The organism is Mycobacterium sp. URHB0044, from assembly GCF_000620625.1.
Classification (GTDB): domain Bacteria; phylum Actinomycetota; class Actinomycetes; order Mycobacteriales; family Mycobacteriaceae; genus Mycobacterium.
The window spans coordinates 198,587-220,486 of the sequence record NZ_JIAW01000011.1 but is presented as its reverse complement, the minus strand read 5'-3'; the positions used below and the strand labels follow the sequence as shown (position 1 = coordinate 220,486).

At 68.1% G+C, this 21,900-nt stretch carries 17 protein-coding genes; 7 read left to right on the top strand and 10 right to left on the bottom strand.

The features are described from left to right. The first annotated feature begins 38 nt into the window (after positions 1–38). Positions 39–3,347, top strand: coding sequence for a bifunctional lysylphosphatidylglycerol synthetase/lysine--tRNA ligase LysX (gene lysX / locus N536_RS0122400; RefSeq protein WP_029115660.1), 3,309 nt, complete (start codon positions 39–41; stop codon positions 3,345–3,347). A gap of 164 nt (positions 3,348–3,511) precedes the next feature. Further along, positions 3,512–4,903, top strand: a complete 1,392-nt coding sequence (locus N536_RS0122395; protein WP_029115659.1) for an alpha/beta hydrolase family protein — start codon at positions 3,512–3,514, stop codon at positions 4,901–4,903. 8 nt (positions 4,904–4,911) lie between these two features. Here the strand turns inward: N536_RS0122395 and N536_RS0122390 are convergent, their stop codons facing one another. Together N536_RS0122390 and N536_RS0122385 are read right to left on the bottom strand one after the other, a co-directional pair. Beyond that, positions 4,912–6,015: a hypothetical protein gene (locus N536_RS0122390; protein WP_029115658.1), complete on the bottom strand. Its 1,104-nt coding sequence runs from the start codon at positions 6,013–6,015 to the stop codon at positions 4,912–4,914. Further along, positions 6,012–7,325 (bottom strand): hypothetical protein, encoded by a 1,314-nt coding sequence (locus N536_RS0122385; RefSeq protein WP_029115657.1) that lies wholly within the window; start codon positions 7,323–7,325, stop codon positions 6,012–6,014. Before N536_RS0122385 ends, N536_RS0122390 begins: the two co-directional genes overlap by 4 nt. Positions 7,326–7,390: 65 nt before the next feature. Here N536_RS0122385 and N536_RS43075 point away from each other — a divergent pair, with 65 nt between their 5' ends. Next, entirely contained in the window at positions 7,391–8,020 is a 630-nt protein-coding gene (locus N536_RS43075) for a hypothetical protein (protein WP_081809323.1), read from the top strand. A gap of 4 nt (positions 8,021–8,024) precedes the next feature. Here N536_RS43075 and N536_RS0122375 read toward each other — a convergent pair whose 3' ends face one another. The 3 genes from N536_RS0122375 to N536_RS0122365 all read right to left on the bottom strand — a co-directional run bounded on the left by N536_RS0122375 (position 8,025) and on the right by N536_RS0122365 (position 11,676). Further along, positions 8,025–9,335 carry a CHAT domain-containing protein gene (locus N536_RS0122375; protein ID WP_029115656.1) on the bottom strand — a complete coding sequence of 437 codons (1,311 nt, stop codon included), beginning with the start codon at positions 9,333–9,335 and terminating at the stop codon, positions 8,025–8,027. 32 nt (positions 9,336–9,367) lie between these two features. Further along, the gene (locus tag N536_RS0122370; protein ID WP_029115655.1) at positions 9,368–11,107 is read right to left on the bottom strand and encodes a hypothetical protein; all 1,740 of its coding nucleotides are present in this window, start codon (positions 11,105–11,107) and stop codon (positions 9,368–9,370) included. 77 nt (positions 11,108–11,184) lie between these two features. Beyond that, complete coding sequence (locus tag N536_RS0122365; protein WP_029115654.1) at positions 11,185–11,676, bottom strand: lipoprotein LpqH; 492 nt, start codon at positions 11,674–11,676, stop codon at positions 11,185–11,187. Positions 11,677–11,854: 178 nt separating this feature from the next. On the opposite strand from N536_RS0122365, the gene N536_RS0122360 reads away from it, so the two are divergent. Together N536_RS0122360 and N536_RS0122355 are read left to right on the top strand one after the other, a co-directional pair. Next, a complete protein-coding gene (locus N536_RS0122360; RefSeq protein WP_051574695.1) occupies positions 11,855–12,160 on the top strand; it encodes a hypothetical protein in 306 nt (101 codons plus the stop codon). A gap of 2 nt (positions 12,161–12,162) precedes the next feature. After that, positions 12,163–13,329: a winged helix DNA-binding domain-containing protein gene (locus tag N536_RS0122355; RefSeq protein ID WP_029115652.1), complete on the top strand. Its 1,167-nt coding sequence runs from the start codon at positions 12,163–12,165 to the stop codon at positions 13,327–13,329. A 14-nt stretch (positions 13,330–13,343) separates the two neighbouring features. Here the strand turns inward: N536_RS0122355 and uvrA are convergent, their stop codons facing one another. Next, complete coding sequence (gene uvrA, locus N536_RS0122350; protein ID WP_029115651.1) at positions 13,344–16,238, bottom strand: excinuclease ABC subunit UvrA; 2,895 nt, start codon at positions 16,236–16,238, stop codon at positions 13,344–13,346. A gap of 111 nt (positions 16,239–16,349) precedes the next feature. Between uvrA and N536_RS0122340 the strand changes: the two genes are divergently transcribed. After that, the gene (locus N536_RS0122340; RefSeq protein WP_029115650.1) at positions 16,350–17,027 is read left to right on the top strand and encodes an MBL fold metallo-hydrolase; all 678 of its coding nucleotides are present in this window, start codon (positions 16,350–16,352) and stop codon (positions 17,025–17,027) included. 15 nt (positions 17,028–17,042) lie between these two features. On the opposite strand, the gene N536_RS0122335 is transcribed toward N536_RS0122340, so the two are convergent. The 4 genes from N536_RS0122335 to N536_RS0122320 all read right to left on the bottom strand — a co-directional run bounded on the left by N536_RS0122335 (position 17,043) and on the right by N536_RS0122320 (position 21,292). Beyond that, a complete protein-coding gene (locus N536_RS0122335; RefSeq protein WP_029115649.1) occupies positions 17,043–17,486 on the bottom strand; it encodes a universal stress protein in 444 nt (147 codons plus the stop codon). A gap of 295 nt (positions 17,487–17,781) precedes the next feature. Further along, positions 17,782–19,413 (bottom strand): UbiD family decarboxylase, encoded by a 1,632-nt coding sequence (locus N536_RS0122330; protein ID WP_029115648.1) that lies wholly within the window; start codon positions 19,411–19,413, stop codon positions 17,782–17,784. An 8-nt stretch (positions 19,414–19,421) separates the two neighbouring features. Continuing rightward, on the bottom strand, positions 19,422–19,841 hold the full coding sequence (locus tag N536_RS0122325; protein WP_029115647.1) for an SRPBCC domain-containing protein: 420 nt from the start codon (positions 19,839–19,841) through the stop codon (positions 19,422–19,424). Between the two features lie 8 nt (positions 19,842–19,849). Further along, complete coding sequence (locus N536_RS0122320; protein ID WP_081809322.1) at positions 19,850–21,292, bottom strand: UbiD family decarboxylase; 1,443 nt, start codon at positions 21,290–21,292, stop codon at positions 19,850–19,852. A gap of 85 nt (positions 21,293–21,377) precedes the next feature. Here N536_RS0122320 and N536_RS39160 point away from each other — a divergent pair, with 85 nt between their 5' ends. Beyond that, positions 21,378–21,899, top strand: a complete 522-nt coding sequence (locus N536_RS39160; protein ID WP_051574689.1) for a TIGR02444 family protein — start codon at positions 21,378–21,380, stop codon at positions 21,897–21,899. Position 21,900 lies beyond the last annotated feature (1 nt).

The window sequence follows — 21,900 nt, the reverse complement described above, 5'->3', positions numbered from 1 at the left end:
CACCCATTTCGCCGGTTGACCGCATATCCTCGCGGCCTATGACCCTGACCGCGGTGAACAAGAAACGGCGCGCGACGTTCTGGTGGGTACCCGCCGCGGCCGGGTGGACCGTGGGCGTCATCGCCACGCTGTCACTGATCGCCAGCGTGTCGCCGCTGATTCGGTGGGTCATCAAGGTCCCCCGCGAATTCGTCAACGACTACCTCTTCAACTTCCCAGACACCAGCTTCGCGTGGGCGTTCGTGCTGGCGCTTCTGGCGGCGGCGCTGGCCGCCCGCAAGCGGATCGCGTGGTGGATCCTCGTCCTCTACATGGTCGCCGCCATCGGCTGGAACGTCGTCGACCTGGTGACGGGCGACGAGACGGTCATCGTGGACGTCGGCGAGGTCATCGGCATCGCCTTCCACGTCGCGGCAATCGGTTTCCTGGTCCTGGCCCGCCCCCAGTTTTGGGCGAAGGTACGGCGCGGCGCCCTGTTCAAGGCGGCCGCCACCCTGGTCGTGGGTATGGCGGTCGGCACGCTCGTCGGCTGGGGACTGCTCGAGTTCTTCCCCGGCTCGCTGGCCCGATCGGACCGGCTCCTGTACGCGCTCAACCGGGTGAGTGCCTTCGCCGGCGCGGACGCCGATTCGTTCACCGGACACCCGCACGTGTTCGTCAATGCGCTGCTGGGCTTGTTCGGCGCGCTGGCGTTGATGGTCGCGGCCGTCGTGCTGTTCCAGTCCCAGCGTGCCGAGAACGCACTGACCGGCGAGGACGAGTCGGCGATCCGCGGCCTGCTCGAGTTGTTCGGCAAGAACGACTCGCTCGGCTACTTCGCCACCCGCCGCGACAAGTCGGTCGTGTTCGCGCCGAACGGTCGCGCCGCGATCACCTACCGCGTCGAAGTGGGCGTCTGCCTGGCCAGTGGCGACCCGATCGGAGACCCGAGGGCGTGGCCCGCCGCGATCGAGGCCTGGCTGAAGCTGTGCGAGACCTACGGCTGGGCGCCGGGCGTGATGGGCGCCAGTTCCGTTGCGGCCCAAGCCTTTCGCGAGGCAGGCCTCAACGCACTCGAACTGGGCGATGAGGCGATCCTGCACCCGGACTACTTCAAGCTGTCCGGCCCGGACATGAAGCCGGTACGGCAGGCGGTCACCCGGGCACGCCGGGCCGGTCTCACGGTGCGGATCCGCAGGCACCGCGAATTGTCCGCCGACGAAATGAGCCAGGTGATCAAGCGGGCGGACGCCTGGCGCGACACGGAGACCGAACGCGGCTTCTCGATGGCCCTCGGTCGCCTCGGCGATCCGGCCGACGGCGACTGCCTGCTGGTCGAGGCGGTGGCCGCCGACGACGGGGAGACGGTCGCGATGTTGTCGTTGGTGCCGTGGGGCACCAATGGGGCATCGCTCGATCTGATGCGCCGCTCGCCCCAGTCCCCCAACGGCACCAACGAACTGATGGTCAGCGAGCTGTGCCTGCAGGCCGAAGACATCGGCGTGACCCGCATCTCGCTCAACTTCGCGATGTTCCGCTCCGCCTTCGAGGAAGGTGCCCAGCTCGGAGCGGGCCCGGTTGCGCGCCTGTGGCGCGGCCTGCTGGTCTTCTTCTCGCGCTGGTGGCAACTCGAGACGTTGTACCGGTCGAACATGAAGTACCAACCCGAATGGGTGCCGCGGTTCGCCTGCTACGAGGACGCCAGGCTGATTCCGAGAGTCGGCGTCGCCTCCGTGATCGCCGAGGGTTTCCTGGTGCTGCCCTTCAGCCGTCGCGCCAAGCAACACACCGGGCACCACACGGCCGCGCCGGACACGTTGGTGCAATCGGGTCGTCTGCATCACGACGGCAGTGCGCCCGATCTCACCGGCCTGGACGTCCCGGTCCCCGAAGAGGCGGGGCCGCAGCGACTACCCGAACAGGTACGGGTTCGCATGGCCAAGCTGAAGGCCCTGCAGGCCAAGGGAATCGACGCCTATCCCGTCGGACAGGCCCCCAGTCACACCGTCGCCCTTGCCATCGACGCACGAGACGACGTCACCGTGAGCGTCGCCGGACGCGTACTTCGCCTCCGCGACTACGGCGCCGTGCTGTTCGCCCAGCTGCGGGACTGGTCGGGCGAAGTTCAACTGCTACTGGACAATTCCCGCCTCGCCGAAGGGAACACGTCCGACTTCACCGGCGCCATCGATCTGGGCGACCTGGTCGAGGTAACGGGCACCATGGGCCGCAGCAAGAACGGCACCCGCTCGCTGCTCGTCGACAGCTGGCGGCTGATCGGCAAGTGCCTGCGTCCCTTGCCAGACAAGTGGAAGGGCCTCACCGACCCCGAGGCGCGGGTGCGTACGCGCTACGTCGACCTGGCGATCAACACCGAGGCGCGCGACCTCATCACCGCGCGCAGCCGGATCCTGCACGCCATCCGCGAAACCCTGGTCGGCAAGGGCTTTCTCGAAGTCGAGACGCCGATTCTGCAACAGATTCACGGGGGCGCCAACGCGCGTCCGTTCATGACGCACATCAACGCCTACGACCTGGATCTGTACTTGCGCATCGCGCCCGAGCTGTACCTGAAGCGGCTCTGCGTCGGTGGCGTGGAACGCGTCTTCGAACTCGGCCGGGCATTCCGCAACGAGGGCGTGGACTTCAGCCACAACCCCGAGTTCACCCTGTTGGAGGCCTACCAGGCCCACGCCGATTACAACGTGTGGGTGCACGGGTGCCGCGAGTTGATCCAGAACGCCGCCGAGGCCGCCAACGGCAGCCAGGTGGTCATGCGGCCCGGTGCCACCGAGGGATCGCTGGAGCCCGTCGACATCTCCGGCGAGTGGCCGGTCAAGACCGTGCACGGCGCGGTGTCGGAGGCGCTCGGCGAGGAGATCGACACCGACACCGAGCTGGCGCGGCTACGCAAGCTCTGCGACGGTGCGGGCATTCCGTACCTGACGCACTGGGACGAGGGCGCCGTGGTGCTCGAGCTGTACGAACGCCTCGTCGAAGGCCGCACCGAACGCCCGACGTTCTACAAGGACTTTCCTACCTCGGTGTCACCGCTGACCCGCCCTCACCGCAGCAAACCCGGTATCGCCGAACGGTGGGACCTGGTCGCGTGGGGCGTCGAGCTGGGCACCGCCTACAGCGAGCTGACCGACCCGGTCGAACAGCGCAGGCGGCTGCAGGAGCAGTCGCTGCTCGCGGCGGGCGGCGACCCGGAGGCCATGGAACTCGACGAGGACTTCCTGCAGGCGATGGAGTACGCGATGCCTCCCACCGGCGGGCTGGGAGTTGGGGTGGACCGCGTGGTCATGTTGATCACCGGTCGCAGCATCCGCGAGACGCTGCCGTTCCCGCTCGCCAAGCCGCGCTGAGCATCCATCGATTCCCCGGTCGCTTCGCTCCAGCCCGCCGAAACTCACAGCCTGTCTCCAGGAACGCCAGACACCATGATGCCGTGACGACTTCGACGACGAGGATCGCCGAGACGCTGTTGGCGGACCCGGCCGGCGGCTACCGCCAACAACACCTCTCACTGATGCACGGCTGGCTGCCGCTGATGGTGCAGGCGCTCGCCGCAGTGGTACTGCTGCTCGCGATCGGGTGGCGCAACCGGCGCTGGCGGCTGGTCTGGCTGCCCGTGGCGCTGGGCATCGGCGCGGTGCTGGCGGCCACGGCGTATTGGTACATCTCCTCCGAGGGCCTCGCCGGCGACCCCGCTCCGAACTTGCTGTGGATCTGGATCGCAGTGACGGGCGTCGCGGCCGTGGTCCTCGTGGCCGGCTGGCGGGGTGCCCGTTGGTGGCGCCGTGGCGCGGCAACGGTCGCGCTTCCGCTGTGCCTCCTGTGTGCCGCGCTCTCCCTGAACCTCTGGGTGGGCTACTTCCCCACCGTGCAGACGGCGTGGAATCAACTCACCGCTGGACCGCTGCCCGACCAGACGGATCAGGCGACGGTCGTGGCGATGCAGGTGTCCCGCAAAGTCCCCGCCAAGGGCACCCTCGTGCCGGTGACCATCAGCGCGGCGGCGTCGGGGTTCAAGCACCGCGGCGAGCTGGTCTACCTGCCGCCGGCCTGGTACGCGTCGAATCCGCCGCCTCCGCTGCCGACCCTGATGATGATCGGCGGCGAGTTCAACACCCCGGCCGACTGGCTGCGGGCGGGCAACGCGATCAAGACCGTGGACGACTTCGCCGCCGCCCATCACGGAAACGCGCCGGTGCTCGTCTTCGTCGACTCCGGCGGCGCGTTCAACAACGACACCGAATGCGTCAACGGCGGCCGCGGCAACGCGGCCGACCACCTGACCAAGGACGTCGTCCCATTCATGGAGGCGACCTACGGCGTGAGCACCAGCCGGACCAACTGGGGCATCGTCGGCTGGTCGATGGGCGGGACGTGTGCGGTCGACCTCGCCGTGATGCACCCCGACATGTTCAGCACCTTCGAGGACATCGCAGGCGACCTCAGCCCGAACTCGGGCACGAAGGAGCAGACGATCGACCGGCTGTTCGGTGGTGACGCGGCCCAGTACGCCAACTTCGACCCCAGCACCGTCATCACCCGACACGGGCCGTACACGGGCATCTCGGGATGGTTCGACATCAGCGGGGCCACCTCACCACCGCCGCCCACGTTCAACCCCGCCAGCGCCAACGGCGGCGGCAACGGCCTCGGCGGGCGTGACGCCGCCGGACGGACGAGCGATCAGACCACGGCGGCGACGTCGTTGTGCGGGTTGGGTGCCGCCAACGGGATCCAGTGCGCCGTGGTGGCACAGCCCGGTAAGCACGACTGGCCGTTCGCCGCGCATGCCTTCGCCTCGGCACTCCCCTGGCTGGCCGGGCAGATCGGTACCCCCGACGTTGCCAAGCAGCCGTTGCCGGTGCCGACACCCGCGGCACCCACGCTGCAGGCCGCTGCGAGGTAACAGGGGGGTCAGTAGTCGGATTCCGCCGCAAGGATCTCGGCGAGGAACGCGTCGGGCCCGGGCTGCGCGAGTCTCGACCTGGCGAAGGCCCGAACCCGGTCCCGGGTGCGCGCGGCATCGTCCGAAGCGTCGACGTCGGCCCCGACGGTCACCGTCGTCGCCGACCAGTCATGGTCCCAGGCTTGCGTTTCGGTGACCTGTCGCTGTTCGGCGCCGACCAGCGCAAGCGTCGCGCGACCGTCGGCATCCAGGACGCCGGCGCCGCCAACGGCTCCCGACCGCAGCCGTACCGCGACGCCTTCGGCCGGCATCGTCGTGGCCACCCGCACCGCGGCGACCACTGCGGCGCCGTCGATCTCGATGGACCAGTCCACGGTCCGGTCGGCCGCGTCGAACAGACCGGGCGGAACGGCGATCCAGTTGACCGAACCGACTCCGCTGGCGATCGTCAACGCTGCCGTCCGAACCGATTCCGGCCCTGCCGCCAACGCATAGTGGTCGCGGCGCGCCGAATCTATCAGCGGTACAGCTAGTTCCGACCATCCGAGACCGAGTTCGTCGGCGAGCTCGCGGCAAGTGTCGACGAGCGCCGAAACGCGCGGATCATCCCCGTGTGCACCGGGGACGAGGCTCGCGGCGTGGGGCCGCAGCAGGTCCGTCACGTCGGAGTCGAACGTCTCGTCGGCGAAGTAGTCCTCGGCGGCGGCGGTCAGCAGTGCGATCTCGCCGTCCAGCACCGCCGGATCGAGGGCGACGATGCCGTCGCGCGAACTGGCGGGCCACCACCGTCGCAGCCAGTGGCCGACGGCGATCCGGCGCAGCGCAGCCAGCTCGTCGGGCGACGGCTCGACACCCGCGAGGTCGACGGCGCGTCCGTCCTCCGCCGTGCCATCACGCAGTGCGGTCAGTGCGGCGACGTGTCCGGTTTCGCCGACGAGGCGCCAAAGCCATTCCGCCGCATGCACATCGGTGAACGTGATGCGGGCGGCGCCGGACGGATCGTCAACCGTCCACGCCAGTACCGCTCCGCTGACCTCGAGCACGGCGACCGCGGGTGACTCCGCGACGGTCGGCCCGGTGCTCCACAGACCAGAATCGGCGACGAGTCTCATCGAGCCGACTCCAGCATGCTCTTGATCCTCTGCCTGTGATCCAGGCTGACCGACCTGGCCACGCCTTCCAACAGCGCTCTCACGTCGTCGACGTCGTCGCAGGGTTCCTGCCACACGTCACGCCCGTGCAGCCGCGCCCACAACCGGCTGGTGTACGGGCGGGCGAAGGCCGCGAGGTCGTCGATCACCTGCCGTTGGCGTGGATGCAGCGGGCCGCCGTCGGCGAGGTATCGCCTGGCGTGCAGCACGTAGGCCTCCTTGCGCAGCCGGGCCTGAATCAGCCGGCCGAGTTCGTAACGTGGCACGGCGGATTCGCGCAGCGGAGCAAGGTCGACGGCCACCTCGATGCCCGCCACCAATGTTGCCTGCTTGTCCTCGGCCAGCAGTCCCCACGGCGCGCAGGCGCGGTCGACCTCCTCGGCGCACAGCAGCGGAATGTCGGGGAGTTCGTCACGGTCCAGCGCACGGCGCAGTGTCGCCCGCACGCGGTCGATGACGCTGCGGTCCAGGGGCCGGTCGCCGTGGACGCCGTCGACCATCGGCGGAGGTTGTTGCGGGGCGATGGCGCTCAATCCGACCTCGACGATGGACCACGGCAGGTCGGCGAACTCGCGGCGGGCCGTGGCGCCGAGGTTGTAGGGCGTCGCGTCGGCGGTCAGCACCGACCAGACCCGCTGCCGGGCCGACTCGGCGGTGTGGCCGTCGGCGGGGCCCAGCACGGTCGACAGGCCTGCAAGGAACGGGCCGGGGATGGCGTCACCGGGGTGGACGTCGCTCCAGCTCCGGTCGAGCTGGCGGGTGAGCTTGGCGATGACGTCCTCGCCAGCCACGTAACGGTTCAGCTGCTCGATTCCGGTGCGGTCGCGGTCCTCGTGGACGTCGCGCAATACGGCCTCGGCCGTGACCCGGTCGTCGGGGCCGGGTGCTCCCCTGGTGACGGCGAGCTCGAAACAGACTGGGAAGTAAAGTTCTTGGGCATTTCCCGTGGTGATGCGCAGCCGACGTCGCTCCGTCTTCAGTAGCGCGAACCAGGCGGCAGTGGCGCGCAGTCGAGCCGCGTGGTCGGCGATGAGGTCACGTGCCGCCGAGGCGGTGTCGGGCCCAAGGACCGGCGCGGAGTACTGCGGGTTGGCTCGCAGCCGCAGCACCAGGGGGTCCAGGATGCGCTTGACGGTGCGGCGCAGAGGGCCGCCGTCCGAGCCGCTGAGCACCTCGACGCCAGGGCCGATCGCCCGCCACGCCTGGTCGATCACCGCGCGCCGTGGTTGCGCGACGGCGACCGTCGTGACCAGCCGCGGCTCCGTACTCATCAGCTCAGGATAGGTGGCCGGGAAAGTTGGGTTCGGTAGCCGCCGTCGTCGTCGACCCTGATGTCATGCCCGACACCCTCGTCATCACGCTCGTCTTCTTCGCCTTCGCCGCACTCGGAGTGGCTCTGGTCGGTCCGCTTGCCCGCCGCCGAGGGCGTGCCGTGCCCGCACCGGATGCCGGCCAGTCGGTTGGGATCGGCACCGTGCGCACCATCGCAGGCCCGATCACCGTCGACGTCGAAAGCGTGTCGGGTCAGCGGTTCGTCGGCCGCCTGCGCCACGGAGACGGAGATCCGGAGTTGCGTCCGGGCGTGGTGCTGCTGGTCGCATTCGATCCCGATGCGCGCGAACATCTTTCGCTTGCGAACGACATGGTGGCGGTTCGGTCGGCGTTCGACCAGATGCTGATCCGCAAGGGACTGGTAACGCCCGATCAACTCGAGTTGATCCGCCACGGCACCCGATCGCACGGCGTGGTGACGGCGATGCGGACCACGGGTGAGGCTCGGGAGGACTATCGGGAAGTCGAACTCGACCTGATGGTGAGGAAGCCCGAGGGCGGGCAGTTCCCCGCCCACGAGACCACGCTGATTCCCGAGTCTTCGCTGACCGATGTGACCCCGGGCAGCGTCGTCGACGCCTACTACCGCAGCGGCGACGAGTCGGCCGTCGCAGTCTGCGTGCCGCCGAGTTGAAGGATCACCGGGCACCGTCGACGGTGAAGGTGACGAGAGCCGCCCAGTAGACGGGGTTGGCCGTGGCATCGCCCGCCCGCCACCGCCGCATCTGGTCGCGTTGCCAGCGATTGACGTCGCGGCCCGCGTCCGCGGACTGGTGCGCCTCGTCCACCGCGACGATGACGTCGGCCATCGGGTCTACGTCCCTGGCTTGCGTGAACTGCCGGTATCCCGCGGTGGTCGGGAGCGACCAGAGCGTGGCCGTGACGAGTTGCGCGCCGCCGAGGACGGCGGCGGCGACCAGTCCGGTCGCCTCGTCGAAGCGGTAGTCGCCGCCGGAAGCGCAGGCCAGCAATGCAACCCGCGGCGGCATGACCAAGCGCATCGACATCACATCCGCGGCGGTCAGCGGTCGTTCGTCGGCGAGGTGCAGCGCTGCCCGATCGGCGCTGCCGGAGTCGGCCGCGCTGGCGTGACCCACGAACATGAGCCGACTCGGACCGTCGGCCAGTCGGTCGGCCAGCCAGTTCCAGTCGGCGTCGGTGCGACGGAACAGCTCGACGGCCGCGGCGACGGCAGGCAGCACCGGTCCCCGGCTCAACGTCGCCGCGAAGTGCCGGGCCAACGGCGCGTCGGGCGACGGACGGCCCAGGACCGAGCCGAGCGCCGAGTCGGCCCGCTGCCCTGGCACCCGCGGGTCGAGCACGAGCAGCGGAGGCCGGTCCGCAGACCGGCCCCACTCGGTACGGGGCCGCGGTGAATTCACGATGTTGGCGGGCACCGCCATCAAGACGTCCACGAGTTCCATCAGCCGGTAACCCTCGGTCACCGATTCGGCATCGGCGGCCGGCCACGTGATTCGGGCGGCGGACGTGCCCTCCACCGTGACTGCGGCGGTCTTGGCCCGCAGCAGGTCGTCGGCGGTCGGGCGCACCACGGGTAACGCGAGCATCCCCCACGGCACGCGGGCCAGGCGCGCGCTGGGCGACACGAACAAGACACTGCGCGGTGTGTTCGCGTACTCCAGCAGCAGCTGCCAGCCCGCGTCGGACACCAACAGCACGCCCAGCCGATACGCAAGCGTCAGCTCGCCGGCCTGGTCGGCGAACGGGCCGACTGTGAGCGCCCGCGTCAGGGCTGCCGCGACCGTCTCCCCCTCGTTCGGTTCGGGTAGCGCTCCTGCGAGTTCGTCCAGCGCCGCCAGCAGAAACGGTTCATCGACCACCCAGGTCACCGTTCGGTCCGGCCGTCCGACCACGCGCAGACTGGCGTAGGTGGCGATGCCGACGTCGGCGAAGCGCAGGACCAGGGTGTCCGGCGGGCAGGAGCGCAGCGACCCGGGATTTGGCACCTGCGGCTGTGCCGTCAAGGCCACGTCGACCAGGCGGCTTCGTCCGTGGTGACGTGCTGGCCGTACCGGTCGAGCGCCAGGTCCCGGTAACGGGCAAGCACGGGACCGGCTGTCGGGTCCATCCGCAGCGGCGGCAACGGGGCCAGCCGAGTCAATGAGCGGCCCGACTGCACCGGCGGGCCCGCGGCCACCAACGCAAGCTCGTCGACGTCGCTGATCGGGGCAAGGGCCGTCGAGGCCCTGGACCACTCCACCACCTCGGACTGCCGACTCTCGGCGCTGAAGGCACCTCTGGCGCTGTGGTATTCGATCAGCTCGCTGGTCAACTCGCTGTTCTCCGACTCCCACACCACTGCGAACGCCCCCGCCAGCAGCGGTGCGGCGACGCACTCGGCCCACTGCGCCCGCGCCTCCGCGTCGGCGATCGAGTAGCGCACCGAATCGACCGCAAGGGCGGCAGGAAGTTTCAGGTCCGCGGCCCGTGCCAGCTTCTCCATCGCGCCGCGATACTCGGGACTTCCCGGCTCGGCGTGCATCGCGCCCTGCGCGGTGCGGTACCGCGCCTCGGCGGCCGACCAGTCCTCGTCCGGTCGACCGGCGCCGTCGAAGCCGAGATCGGCCAGTGCGTGCGCGCGCCACACCGAGCCGAGGTGATCGTCGAGCCGTGCGTACGCCAGCCAACTGCTGCGGGGTGACTCGTCGAGGCAGACGCGCGCCTGCTCGACCATGTCGATCGCATCCTGATAGCGGCCTCGGACTATGGCGATCCAGCTGCGCTGCAACAGGATCCGGTGGATGTGCAAGGGCTTGCCGAGCTCACGCCAGTGTCGCTCGGCATGCTCCCAGCATTCGTCGGCGACCTGGAGCCCGCCGGCCGCCATTCGGTACAGCCCGAAGTACAGCCAGCAGCGGGAGACGTCGTTGGCGCGCAGGTACTCCGCGATCACGGGGTACGCCTCGCGCACCAACTGCTCGGTGTTGAGTCGGTCGCCCATGGCCCAACTTGCGGTCGCCCGCTCCAAACGCGTTCGGGCGATCGCCAACTCCCAGCCACGCGCCTCGGCGCGAGCGGCCGCCCTGCGTAACCACGGTTCGGCTTCTGACAGCGCGCCGGTCTCGATGCAGAATCTGGCGTAGGCGATGGCGCCGAGGACGAGCAGGTTGTCGCTCGACTCGCTTGAGATTGTCGGCCCCTGGATGTCGTTGATCACGTTGTGCCACAACGGAACCGAGCGGACGTGCAGATCGTCCTCGCACAGTGCGGTGGCACAGTTGATCCGGGCATAGGTGCACAGGTACGCGTGCTCGTCGCACAGATCGGCGAACGCGGGGTCGTCGGACGCCATGTCGTCAAGGACGTCCAGCGCGGCCGCGGCACCCTCGTGGTCACCCATGGCTGCGGTGAGCCCGGCGTCGAGGAACTGTGCGCGGCGCGAGTACCTGCAGATCAGGTGGCGTGCCTCGGCGGTGGTCATCGTCGACTGCGCGACGATCTCCGGTGCCGCCGTGCCGGACAGGATCGACGAGTAGATGGCCAGCGTGTCGCGGATCCGGCTTATCGCCTCCCGCACGCCGTCGTAGGCGGTCCTGACCAGATAGAGCTCGCCGAGTTGCGCGAGGACCTCGAGCATCAGGTCGTCGCGGTCGGCCTCCTCGATCTGCGGCATCAGCGACAGCAGCAGCTCCTTGGCGGCGGTCTCGTCGGCGGCCAGGGCAAGGTGACGGGCCCGCTCCAGCTCACCGGGGATCGACACGGCTGCATCATAAGTCGCTGGACACGATGGAAGGCGGCGGACGTGCAATGCACGTCCGCCGCCCGGGGTGAGACCCGTCAGTTGCAGGTCACCTTGATCTCGAACTTCTTCGTGATCATCCCCGCCATCGGGTTCTTCATGTCGGCGCCCTGCGCCTCACCGGTGATGGTGTAGGTGCTTCCGTCGACCTTGACGTCGGCCGAGCCGGTATTCATGCCACCCATCGAGGCGACCGCCAGCGCGTTTCCGTCGACCGTCAGACCCAGGGACTCGACCTTCGGGGTGGCCTCGTCGGTCATCACGACACCGAGTCCGCCGGCGGCGCCTCCGCTGGCGACGTTGATCTTGCCGGCCTGCTTGACGCAGGTCACGGACTTGAGGTCCAGGCCGGCCAGGTCCTGGCCCTCCACCTTGACCTCGGTGTTGCCGGTCGTGCTGACCGCGGTGGTTCCGCTGCCGCCGCTTGCGGCGGTGCTCGACGCCGGTGAGCTGCCCTTGTCGTCGGAGCAGCCGACCAGTACGGCGGCGGCGGCGACGAGCCCGATCCCAGCAGCCAGAACCCGATTCAGTGATGTTGCCATTGAACTTTCCTCCGCTTCACGCGTCGCCCCGATGGCGTCGTCGTGAGAGAAGTACATCCGGCCGGATTCGCTACCGATCCCAACTATGCGCCCGAGGTACGGTGACGATGTGTCCGATGAAAGGCCCGACTCTCAGCCCGACGAGCCGGTTCCCGGTGACGACGTGATGGATGTCGAGCCCGAGCCGGTGCCCGACGAGGCGGTCCTGTCCGTCACCGCCGAACCCGTGCCCGTGCAGCCCGCTGACACCGGCTACACCGCGGGTGGCGTGCCGACGTTCGATTCCGTGCGCGAGAAGATCGAGACGCGGTACGGCACGGCGATCGGGGCGGCCGAACTGGCCGCCGAGACGCCGGAGGGCCGGACCGTCGAGGAGCAGTACGACGCCCGTCAGCGTGCCGCCATCAAGCGGATGGAGCAGATCCGCGCGTCGATGCGCGACGAGACCGGCCCCGAGTCCGGCCCAGCCTGACGGTGCGCTCCTTCTCCGTCGACGAACGGCGGGCCCGGCTGGGGCGGCGTCACCTGCTGGCCACCGCGTCGGCAGGCGGATCCATCGCGGAGATCACGTCACAGCTGGTCGGACTGCACGCCACCGATCCGGCCACTCCGTACCTCTCGCTGTGGGCGCGGATGCCCGGATTCCAGGTCGAGGACCTGGATGCCGCCCTCTACCAGGACCGCTCGGTGGTCAAGCATCTCGCGATGCGCCGCACGTTGTGGGTGCTCAACGCCCGTGACCTGCCCGCGGTCCAGGCCGCCGCCAGCGATCGGGTGGCGGCCAACGAACGTCGCAGGCTCATCGCCGACGTGGAGAAGGCGGGCATCGCCGACGACGGTGAGGCATGGCTGGGCCTCGCGTCGAAGGCGGTGCTCGGCTACATCGCCGAACATGGCCCGGCGAGTGCTCGGGAACTTCGTGCCGCCCTACCGGAGTTGGCGGGAAACCACGACCCGGCGCCCGGAAAGAGTTGGGGCGGAGCGACTCCCGTCTCACCACGGGTGTTGACCGTGCTGGCCGTGGAGGGCTTCCTCGTCCGCGGGCCGAACGAGGGCACCTGGACCACGTCGCGTCCGCGCTGGGCGTCGGCGCCGAGTTGGCTGGGCGCAGCCGCGCAGCCGACGGCCGCAGAAGCCGCACGGGAATTCATGATCCGCGCCTGGTTGCGCACGTTCGGGCCCGCGACCGTCAATGACGTGAAGTGGTGGTTCGGCAACACGCTGACGTGGGCCAGGGACGGACTGCGCGACGTGGAGGCCGTCGAGGTCGACATGGACGGCGTGACCGGCTACGTGCTGCCCGACGACCTCGAGCCCGAATCCGCACCCGCCCGCTGGTGCGCGTTGCTTCCTGGCCTCGACGTCACCACGATGGGATGGCAGGACCGCGACTGGTACCTCGGCGAGCATCGCGGCCAGGTATTCGACCGCAACGGCAACGCCGGGCCGACCGCATGGTGTGACGGGCGGGTGGTCGGCGGGTGGCGTCAGGACGCCGACGGGCGCGTGGTGCTGCAACTGCTCGAGGACGTCGGGGCGAGGACCGCCAAGGCGTTGGCGCGCAAGGCAGACGAGCTAACCGAGTGGCTGAGCGGGGTGCGGATCAACCCCCGCTTCCCGTCGCCGCTGTCGAAGGGCTAGCCGCTGTCGAAGGGCTAGGCGCTGACCTTGCGCCGCTTCTTCTTGGGCGCGGGCATGTCGAGCAGCTCGGCGAGGAACTTCCCCGTGTAGCTGCTCGCGTCGGACGCGACGTCCTCGGGCGTGCCAGCTGTCACGACCGTGCCACCACCGCCGCCCCCCTCGGGCCCCATGTCAACGATCCAGTCCGACGTCTTGATCACGTCCAGATTGTGCTCGATGACGATCACCGTGTTGCCCTTGTCGACGAGGCCGTTGATGACCTTCAACAGCTTGCGGATGTCGTCGAAGTGCAGACCGGTGGTCGGCTCGTCGAGGATGTACACGGTGCGCCCGGTGGAGCGCTTCTGCAGCTCGGAGGCCAGCTTGACCCGCTGCGCCTCGCCACCGGACAGCGTCGGTGCAGGCTGCCCGAGCCTGACGTAACCGAGACCGACGTCGACCAGCGTCTTGAGGTACCGGTGGATCGACGAGATGGGTTCGAAGAACTCGGTGGCCTCCTCGATCGACATGTCGAGCACCTCGGAAATGGTCTTGCCCTTGTAGTGCACCTCGAGAGTTTCCCGGTTGTACCGGGCGCCATGGCAGACCTCGCACGGCACGTATACGTCAGGAAGGAAGTTCATCTCGATCTTGATGGTGCCGTCGCCGGAGCATGCCTCACAACGGCCGCCCTTGACGTTGAACGAGAACCGCCCCGGCTGATAACCCCGCACCTTGGCCTCGGTGGTGGCGGCAAACAACGTCCGGATCTTGTCGAAGACCCCGGTGTAGGTGGCCGGATTGGAGCGCGGGGTCCGACCGATCGGCGACTGGTCGACGCGAACCAACTTGTCGACCTGGTCGAGCCCGTTGATCCTGGTGTGCCTGCCGGGTACCTGACGCGCACCGTTGAGCTTGTTGGCCAGCACGGACGCCAGAATGTCGTTGACCAGGGTCGACTTGCCCGAACCCGAGACCCCCGTGACGGAGGTCAGGACGCCGAGCGGGAACGCCACGTCGATCTCGCGCAGGTTGTGCTCGCGGGCACCGATGACGGTCAGCTGACGCTTGCGGTCGATGGGCCGCCTGATCGCAGGGACCTCGATGGTCTCCTTGCCGGAAAGGTAAGCGCCGGTGATGGATTCGGGGTTGTTGAGCAGGTCGGCGTAGGTGCCGCTGTGCACGATGCGACCGCCGTGCTCACCGGCCGCCGGGCCGATGTCGACCACCCAGTCGGCGTGCGCAATGGTGTCGAGGTCGTGCTCGACGACGATCAGCGTGTTGCCGAGGTCGCGCAGCCGCACCAGGGTGTCGATCAGCCTGCGGTTGTCGCGCTGGTGCAAGCCGATCGACGGTTCGTCGAGCACGTACAACACGCCGACGAGCCCCGAGCCGATCTGGGTGGCGAGCCGAATGCGTTGCGCCTCACCGCCGGACAGCGTCCCCGCCGCCCGGGACAGCGACAGGTAGTCGAGCCCGACGTCGAGCAGGAAGCCGAGCCGGGACTGCACCTCCTTGAGCACCTGACCGGCGATCGCCTGTTCGCGGTGACCGAGGGTGAGCGCATTGAGGAAGTCCGAGCAGTCGGCGATGGAGAGTTCGCAGACCTTCGCGATGGACATGTCGCCGTAATCGCCCGCCGCGAGCGTGACGGCCAGGATCTCCGGCTTGAGCCGGGTGCCCTCACAGACTGGGCACGGTACGTCGCGCATGAAGCCGTCGTAGCGTTCCTTCATCTGCTCGGATTCGGTCTGCTCCATGCGGCGTTGCAGGAACGCCATCACGCCTTCGAAGTCCGCGTAGTAGGACCGGGTACGTCCGTAGCGGTTCTTGTACTTGACGTGCACCTGCTCGTCGCATCCCTCGAGGATGGACTTGCGCGCCTTCAGCGGGAGCTTGCGCCACGGGGTGTCGACGTCGAACCCCAACGCCTCGCCGAGCCCGGACAACATGCGGGTGAAGTACTCGGCGGTGTGGCCCATCGCCCACGGCGCGATGGCGCCCTCGGCGAGGGTCAGGTCGGGATCGGGCACGACCAGGTCGGGATCGACCTCCTTGCGGATGCCGAGGCCGGTGCACTCGGGGCAGGCGCCGTAGGGCGAGTTGAACGAGAAGGACCGCGGCTCGAGGTCGTCGACCGACAGGGGGTGGCCGTTGGGGCAGGCCAGCTTCTCGGAGAAACGCTGCTCGCGGTGCGGATGGTCGTCCTCGCGGTCGACGAACTCGAGCACGACGATGCCGTCGGCGAGGCCGAGTGCGGTCTCGATCGAGTCGGTGAGCCGCTGCTTGGCGCTGGTCTTCACGGTCAGGCGGTCGACGACCACCTCGATGTCGTGCTTCTCCTGCTTCTTCAGCTTCGGCGGCTCGGTCAGTGGGTGAACCACGCCGTCGACCCGCACCCTGCTGTAGCCCTGGCTGTTCAGCTTGTCGAAGAGGTCGGCGAACTCGCCCTTGCGGGTGCGGACCACGGGCGCAAGCACCTGGAACCGGATGCCCTCGTCCATCGCGAGCACCTGGTCGACGATCTGCTGCGGGGTCTGCCTGGCGATCCGCTCGCCGCACACCGGGCAGTGCGGAGTGCCTGCCCGCGCGTACAGCAGACGCAGGTAGTCGTAGACCTCGGTGATGGTGCCGACGGTCGAGCGCGGGTTCCGGTTGGTCGACTTCTGGTCGATCGACACCGCGGGTGACAGGCCCTCGATGAAGTCGACGTCCGGCTTGTCCATCTGGCCGAGGAACTGGCGGGCGTAGGCCGACAGCGACTCCACGTACCGGCGCTGGCCCTCCGCGAAGATGGTGTCGAACGCCAGCGACGACTTGCCGGATCCGGACAGGCCGGTGAAGACGATCAGTGCATCGCGGGGCAGATCAAGATCGATGCCTCTCAGGTTGTGCTCGCGTGCACCCTTGACGATCAGGCGGTCTGCCAACTGATCCCTCTCCCGGTCCCGTACTGCTCTCCGACCCGCAGAAAGCTATCCACGGCCATGCTATGTCCACCCACCGACAAGTCCCCCGCCAAGCCCGTTACCGTGGCTGACATGAGCGTCGTCGATGACAACTACACAGGCCACGTCGAACCCGGCACCGCCGCACGCCGCACCCTCCCCGGGGCGTCGATCGTTAAGGCATCCGTCGGCCCGATGGACAACAACGCCTACCTCATCACGTGTTCCCAGACCGGCGAGACGCTACTCATCGACGCCGCCAACGACGCCGCGACCCTGCTCGAGCTGATCGAACGACACGCGCCCAAACTGACGCTGATCGTCACCAGCCATCAGCACCCCGATCACTGGAAGGCGCTGGCCGAAGTGGTCGAGGCCACCGGCGCCCCGACGGCGGCCCATCAGCTCGACGCCGAACCGCTCCCCGTCAAACCCGACCGGATCCTCGCCAACGGCGACACCATCCGAGTCGGCGAGCTGAGCTTCGACGTCATCCACCTCCAGGGGCACACCGAAGGCTCGGTGGCGCTCGCACTGGCCGGGCCCGCAGCCGGCGACGCGGTCCAGCTGTTCACCGGCGACTGCCTGTTTCCCGGTGGCGTCGGCAAGACATGGCAGCCCGGTGACTTCGAACGGTTGCTCGGCGACGTGACGACCCGCGTCTTCGACGTCTACCCGGACTCCACCGTGGTGTATCCGGGCCACGGCGATGACACCACGCTGGGTGCGGAGCGTCCGCACCTCGACGAGTGGAGGAAGCGGGGCTGGTAGCCCCTTACGCGACCGTCAGGACGTGTGGACGATGAGGACGTCGGTCTTCGAGCGACGCGCCACGTTCGCGGGCACCGACCCGAGCAGGCGGCCGGCAATGGTGCTGAGGCCGACGTTGCCGACGACGAGCAGATCCGCGTGCTCCTGCTCGGCGAGTTCTACGAGGGCGTCAACGGGAGCACCGACGACGGCCTTCTCCTCCACCGAGCCCGCGCCGGCAGCCTTGGCCCGGTCCCTCGCCTCACGCAGGATGGCGTAGATGGGGGCGTTGCCGGACATCTTGTAGCCCTCGTCCTTGAGGACGTCGGCCGCGCGCTGATCCTCGCTCTGAGGGAAGTACGCCGTCGCCACGATCAGCTTGGCGCCCGACCCGGCAGCGATCGCACCGGCCCGATCCACCGCGCGTAGCGACGAATCCGAGCCGTCCGTGCCAACCACCACGGTCTGATAGCCGCTCATGCATGCCCTCCAAGTGTCGTTTGCAACGCCACCCGAGACAGTAACGCGTCACCCCTCAGGCGGGGGTCGATTCGCTGACACGCATTCGCTCGGCTGACGCGGCATCGTGCGTTCTACCGGCCATGATGGTAACCCGTTGTGCAGTGCTCAAACCCGATGTCGTGACCAAACCTACGGGCAGCACGGCATTCCGGCGTCGTCGCAGCGCACGCGCCTGCGTGACGTGCGTCATGTTACGGCCATGCCAATTACCGCAATCACGTTCGACGCCAGCAGGTTTCGCTGCTCCCCCGGTTCAGGGGCGGTGCCTGGGGTCGAAGTTGTGCGGTTCGGTTTCCTCGACCTTCACCGCAAAGTCGGTGTCGGAGAACGTGTAGCGGTACCACGGTTCGTCGTCGCAGCGTCCGAGTTGATGCCGAAGATTGCTGAATGCGCCGTAGACGGCGCGGTACGGCTGCCCGTTGTAGTGCTGGAGGATTTCCTTCCACGTGCGGGGAGCTTCGCGGATGAGCGCAGCCATGTCGAGCGTCAATTCCGCCTCCGACATGACGACGACATCTGGCGGTGGATCGCCGAGTTCGAACACGGTGCTGCGGTCGAAGTGGCTCTTGTTGAACTTCGGGCTGATCGGGATGGTGCAGTCCAAACCGATCTTCGATGCGGTGCCCGGTGCCGCGTCTTCGGCGATCATCGGGTCGACGGTCATCGTGTTGCCGTTCGGAATGGTCACGGTGTCGAGGTGGGGCATGTACCGGAACGCCATCGCGAACTGCACGGCATTGTCGTCCCAGATGTCGACATCCTCGTCGAAGACCATCGCGATCTTCGGAAGCCCCTGCTTCGAGCACGTCAGCATCACCCCGAGCGCCTGCTTGGAGTCGCCTGCGCCGCGCGGTTTGATCTTCGCGTACGCGATGTTCGACAACCCGCCAAGCGGTGCGCGAACTTCCTTGACGTCGATTCCGGCCATGGCGAGCCCTCCGTACAGGTCGGACTCGATCATGGGCAGCTGGAGCATGTTGTCGGTGTACCAAGGGTGCAACCCACCGATGGTCGCGTGCTGGAAGATGCCGCCCTTGCGGAACGTCATCGCCTTGACGACGGCCCGGAAGTTGGCCTTGATGCCGCCGCCATACATCCCGGTGAACTCGCCGTACGGGCCCTCGTCGTGGGTCAATCCCTCCGTCGCCATCAGCTCGCACTCGATCACGATTTCGGCGTTGGCCGGCACCAGCAGGTCGATGGTCTCGCACTTCACCAGCTCCGCGGGGTGGCCGTAGAAGCTGCCGAGCACTTCGAAGTCGTCGGTGCCCGGAGGTACGCCCGTCAGCGCGGCCACCTTGTCCACCAACGGGCCACCGAGCACGATCGCCAGCTCGAGGTTGTGCCCCTTGGCTTGTGCCGCTTGGGCATTCAGGCGGGCGCGGTGCGAGGTGCACGTCATGTCGAACAGCTTCTCGTTCTTCGTCCGGAACATGCTGCGGTAGATGCCCCAGTCGTAGACGCCGGTATCTGGGTGCTTGGTCACCACCAGGTTGTCGTTGGTGTAGGCGTGGCCGTCGCGGTCATGGTGGAGGAACAGCGGTAGCCGCGTCAGGTCGACGTCGTCACCGGTGAGGATCACCTCCTTGCACGGTGCGGTGTCGACGACCGTGGGCTTGATCCGACCCTTGCCGAGTTCGACCATCCGACGGCCAGTTTCGCTCTTGTCGCAGCCGAGTGCCCACGCCGTCTGATCCTGATTGGAGTAGGCGTTGGCCAGGAACTGGAACTCACAATCGGTGACCTTCTCCACCAGCACCGCGGTCAGCGGGTTGGCCTCCATGACGGCGGGCAGCTCGTCGACCCGCTTCTCCTCCTTGATGCGGACGAGGAGGCCCGCCTTCTCCATGTCGTCGACGAATTCGCTGAGGCTCTGCTGTGGCATTGGGGTCCTTACTCGAATGCCGGTGCGGCGGCGCCGGTCTCGACGTAATCGCGTAGGTGGTGGAGTAGGACGCCCCACGTCGTGTTGCACTTGCGGAAGTTGCCATGGGTACCGGGCCAGCCAGCGTGTTGGAGCTCCAACAGGGTCCGCTCGCCAGCAGGGGCGATGGTGAACGTTGCCGTGGTGCCGACCGAGTCCCCCGGCCCGCGGGTACACCGCCATTGCACCCCGCTCACCGGCTCCGAAGCGACCACCTGCCAACGGAATTCGGGATGGTCGGAGTACGAGAACGCCCATTCGCCGCCGACCTCTCCGCTTCCCGTCGCGGACGGCGCATGCCAGCCCTTGACGCCGGCCAGCGTCGTCAAGGCCGTGAACACCTCGTCGGGTGTGGCGTCGATCTTGATCTCGTGATCGATGTCGGGCATGTCCCCTCCTACCTCGCGTCGAGTTCGGGAAAGTCGTAGTCGCGCCAGCCGGGGACGTCGGCGACCTCGACGACGTGACCGCCGTGTTCCTCCGACGCCGGCCCGCAGAGGTCACCCACCTTCTTGATCACCGTGCCGTAGGGATAGGTGGCGTCGATGCCGATCGCCGAACCGGTGCGCTGGTCCGCGGGCAGCGACTCGTCGGCCGTCGGGTCGAGCGGTCCGCCGGGCAGGCTGTCCACGATGATCACGTCACGTGCCGGCTGGGTGCGGAAGGCCATCGCCCACTCGACCTGTTCCGAGTCGTGCACGTCGATGTCGGGGTCGACCACGACCACCATCTTCGGTCGCAGGTTGCTGCCCATCGCCGCGAGGATCGCGCTGCGCGCCTCGCCCGAATACCGCGGCGTCATGGCGATGATCAATCGGAAGTAGACGCCGCCCGACGGCGGGATCGCCACCGCCGTCACGGTCGGAAACTGCTGACGGAACATGTCGTAGAACGACGCCTCGAACGACAATTGCTTGAGGATGTGGTTCTCGGTGGTGGGTCTGCCGGTCAGCAGGGCCTGGAAGTACGCACCGGTGCGATGGGTGATGGCGGTCGGCCGGACAACGGGTTTCGGTGACGCGGGCGTGTAGTAGCCGGTGTACTCGCCAAGTGGCCCCTCGTCGACTGTCTGGGTGAAGTCGACCTCGAACTCGATGACCACCTCGGCGTGCGCGGGCACCCACACGTCGTTCGTGCGGCACTTGACGAGCTCGACTGCTGCGCCGCGCATGCCGCCGACGACCTCCCAGTCGTTGGTGTCCTCCGGCACCTGGATCGGGCAGGAGTAGGCGATCATGGGATCGACGCCGATGACCAGCGATGCGCGAAACGTCTTCTGGCCCATTAGTTTTGCCTTGGCCTGGTTCTTCGCGAACCGGTGACTGGGCGCAGCCATCAGCGACATCGTCTGAGAGTCGATGATCTCGCAGCGGTAGTGACCGATGTCCGGGACGCCGGTCTCGGGGTCGTGGCTGACCACGAAACCCGGCGTGATGTACGGACCGCCGTCGTCGGGGCTGTACCGCGGGACCGGCAGGATCGACAGGTCGATGTCGTCACCGAGGATCACGTTCTCGTGCACGGGACCGTCGTCGACGTACGTCGGCGGAATGCGGGTGCTCAGACGGGTCACGATCTCGTCGAAGACGTTCTCCTCGCTACAGCCATACGCGATGAGTGCCTTGGCGTTCGAGTTGTAGACGCCGCCGACTAGTGGGAACTGGGTGCCGTTCTGGGTGAACACGACGGCCGGGCCCGAGACGGAGGCGCTCTTGCGCATCGCCTTGGCCACCTCGAGTTCGAGCGCCACCGGCCGGTCGACGTCGATCAGCTCACCGCGAGAGCGCAGCGCATCGAGGAACTCTCGAAAATCCTGGAACGGCACGACGTTATGCCCCATACTCTTGCGTGGTGGCCAGCAAAGACAAGATGTACCTTGCCAGATCCGCCTCGGCAATGGGCCCGTGCCACGCGAACGACCTGTGATGGCCGCGGATCCAGACTTCGTCCGCTTTGCGCTGGACGTCCACGGCGTCGACGGCGTGTCGCCGGCGTGTATCCTCCTGCAAGATCGCTGTGGCCTCGACGTCAACGTGCTCCTGGCCGCCGCGTACGTCGGGGCGGCACGCGGGTCGGCCTTCACCGGCCACGAGCTCGAAGGCGCGCGCAGCCGGACGCTCCAGTGGCATCACGAAGTGGTCCGGCCACTCCGCGCGTTGCGGCGGCGTCTCGTTGACGGTCCATCGCCCGCCCCGAATCCGGCGACGACGACGCTGCGGGAACGAGTCAAGGCCGTCGAGCTGGACGCCGAGATGATCGAACTCGACGAACTCGCCCGATTCGTCGCGGGGGTGGACGCATCGGCGGCACCGGGAACTGCCGATGAACGGGCAACGGCGGCCATGCACGTCGTGGTACGCGAGAGCGCCGGCCGGGAGCCAGGCGAGGACGAGCACACCGCGATCGCGGTCATCGCCGCTGCCGCAGCCCGATTCGGCAAGGAGTAGA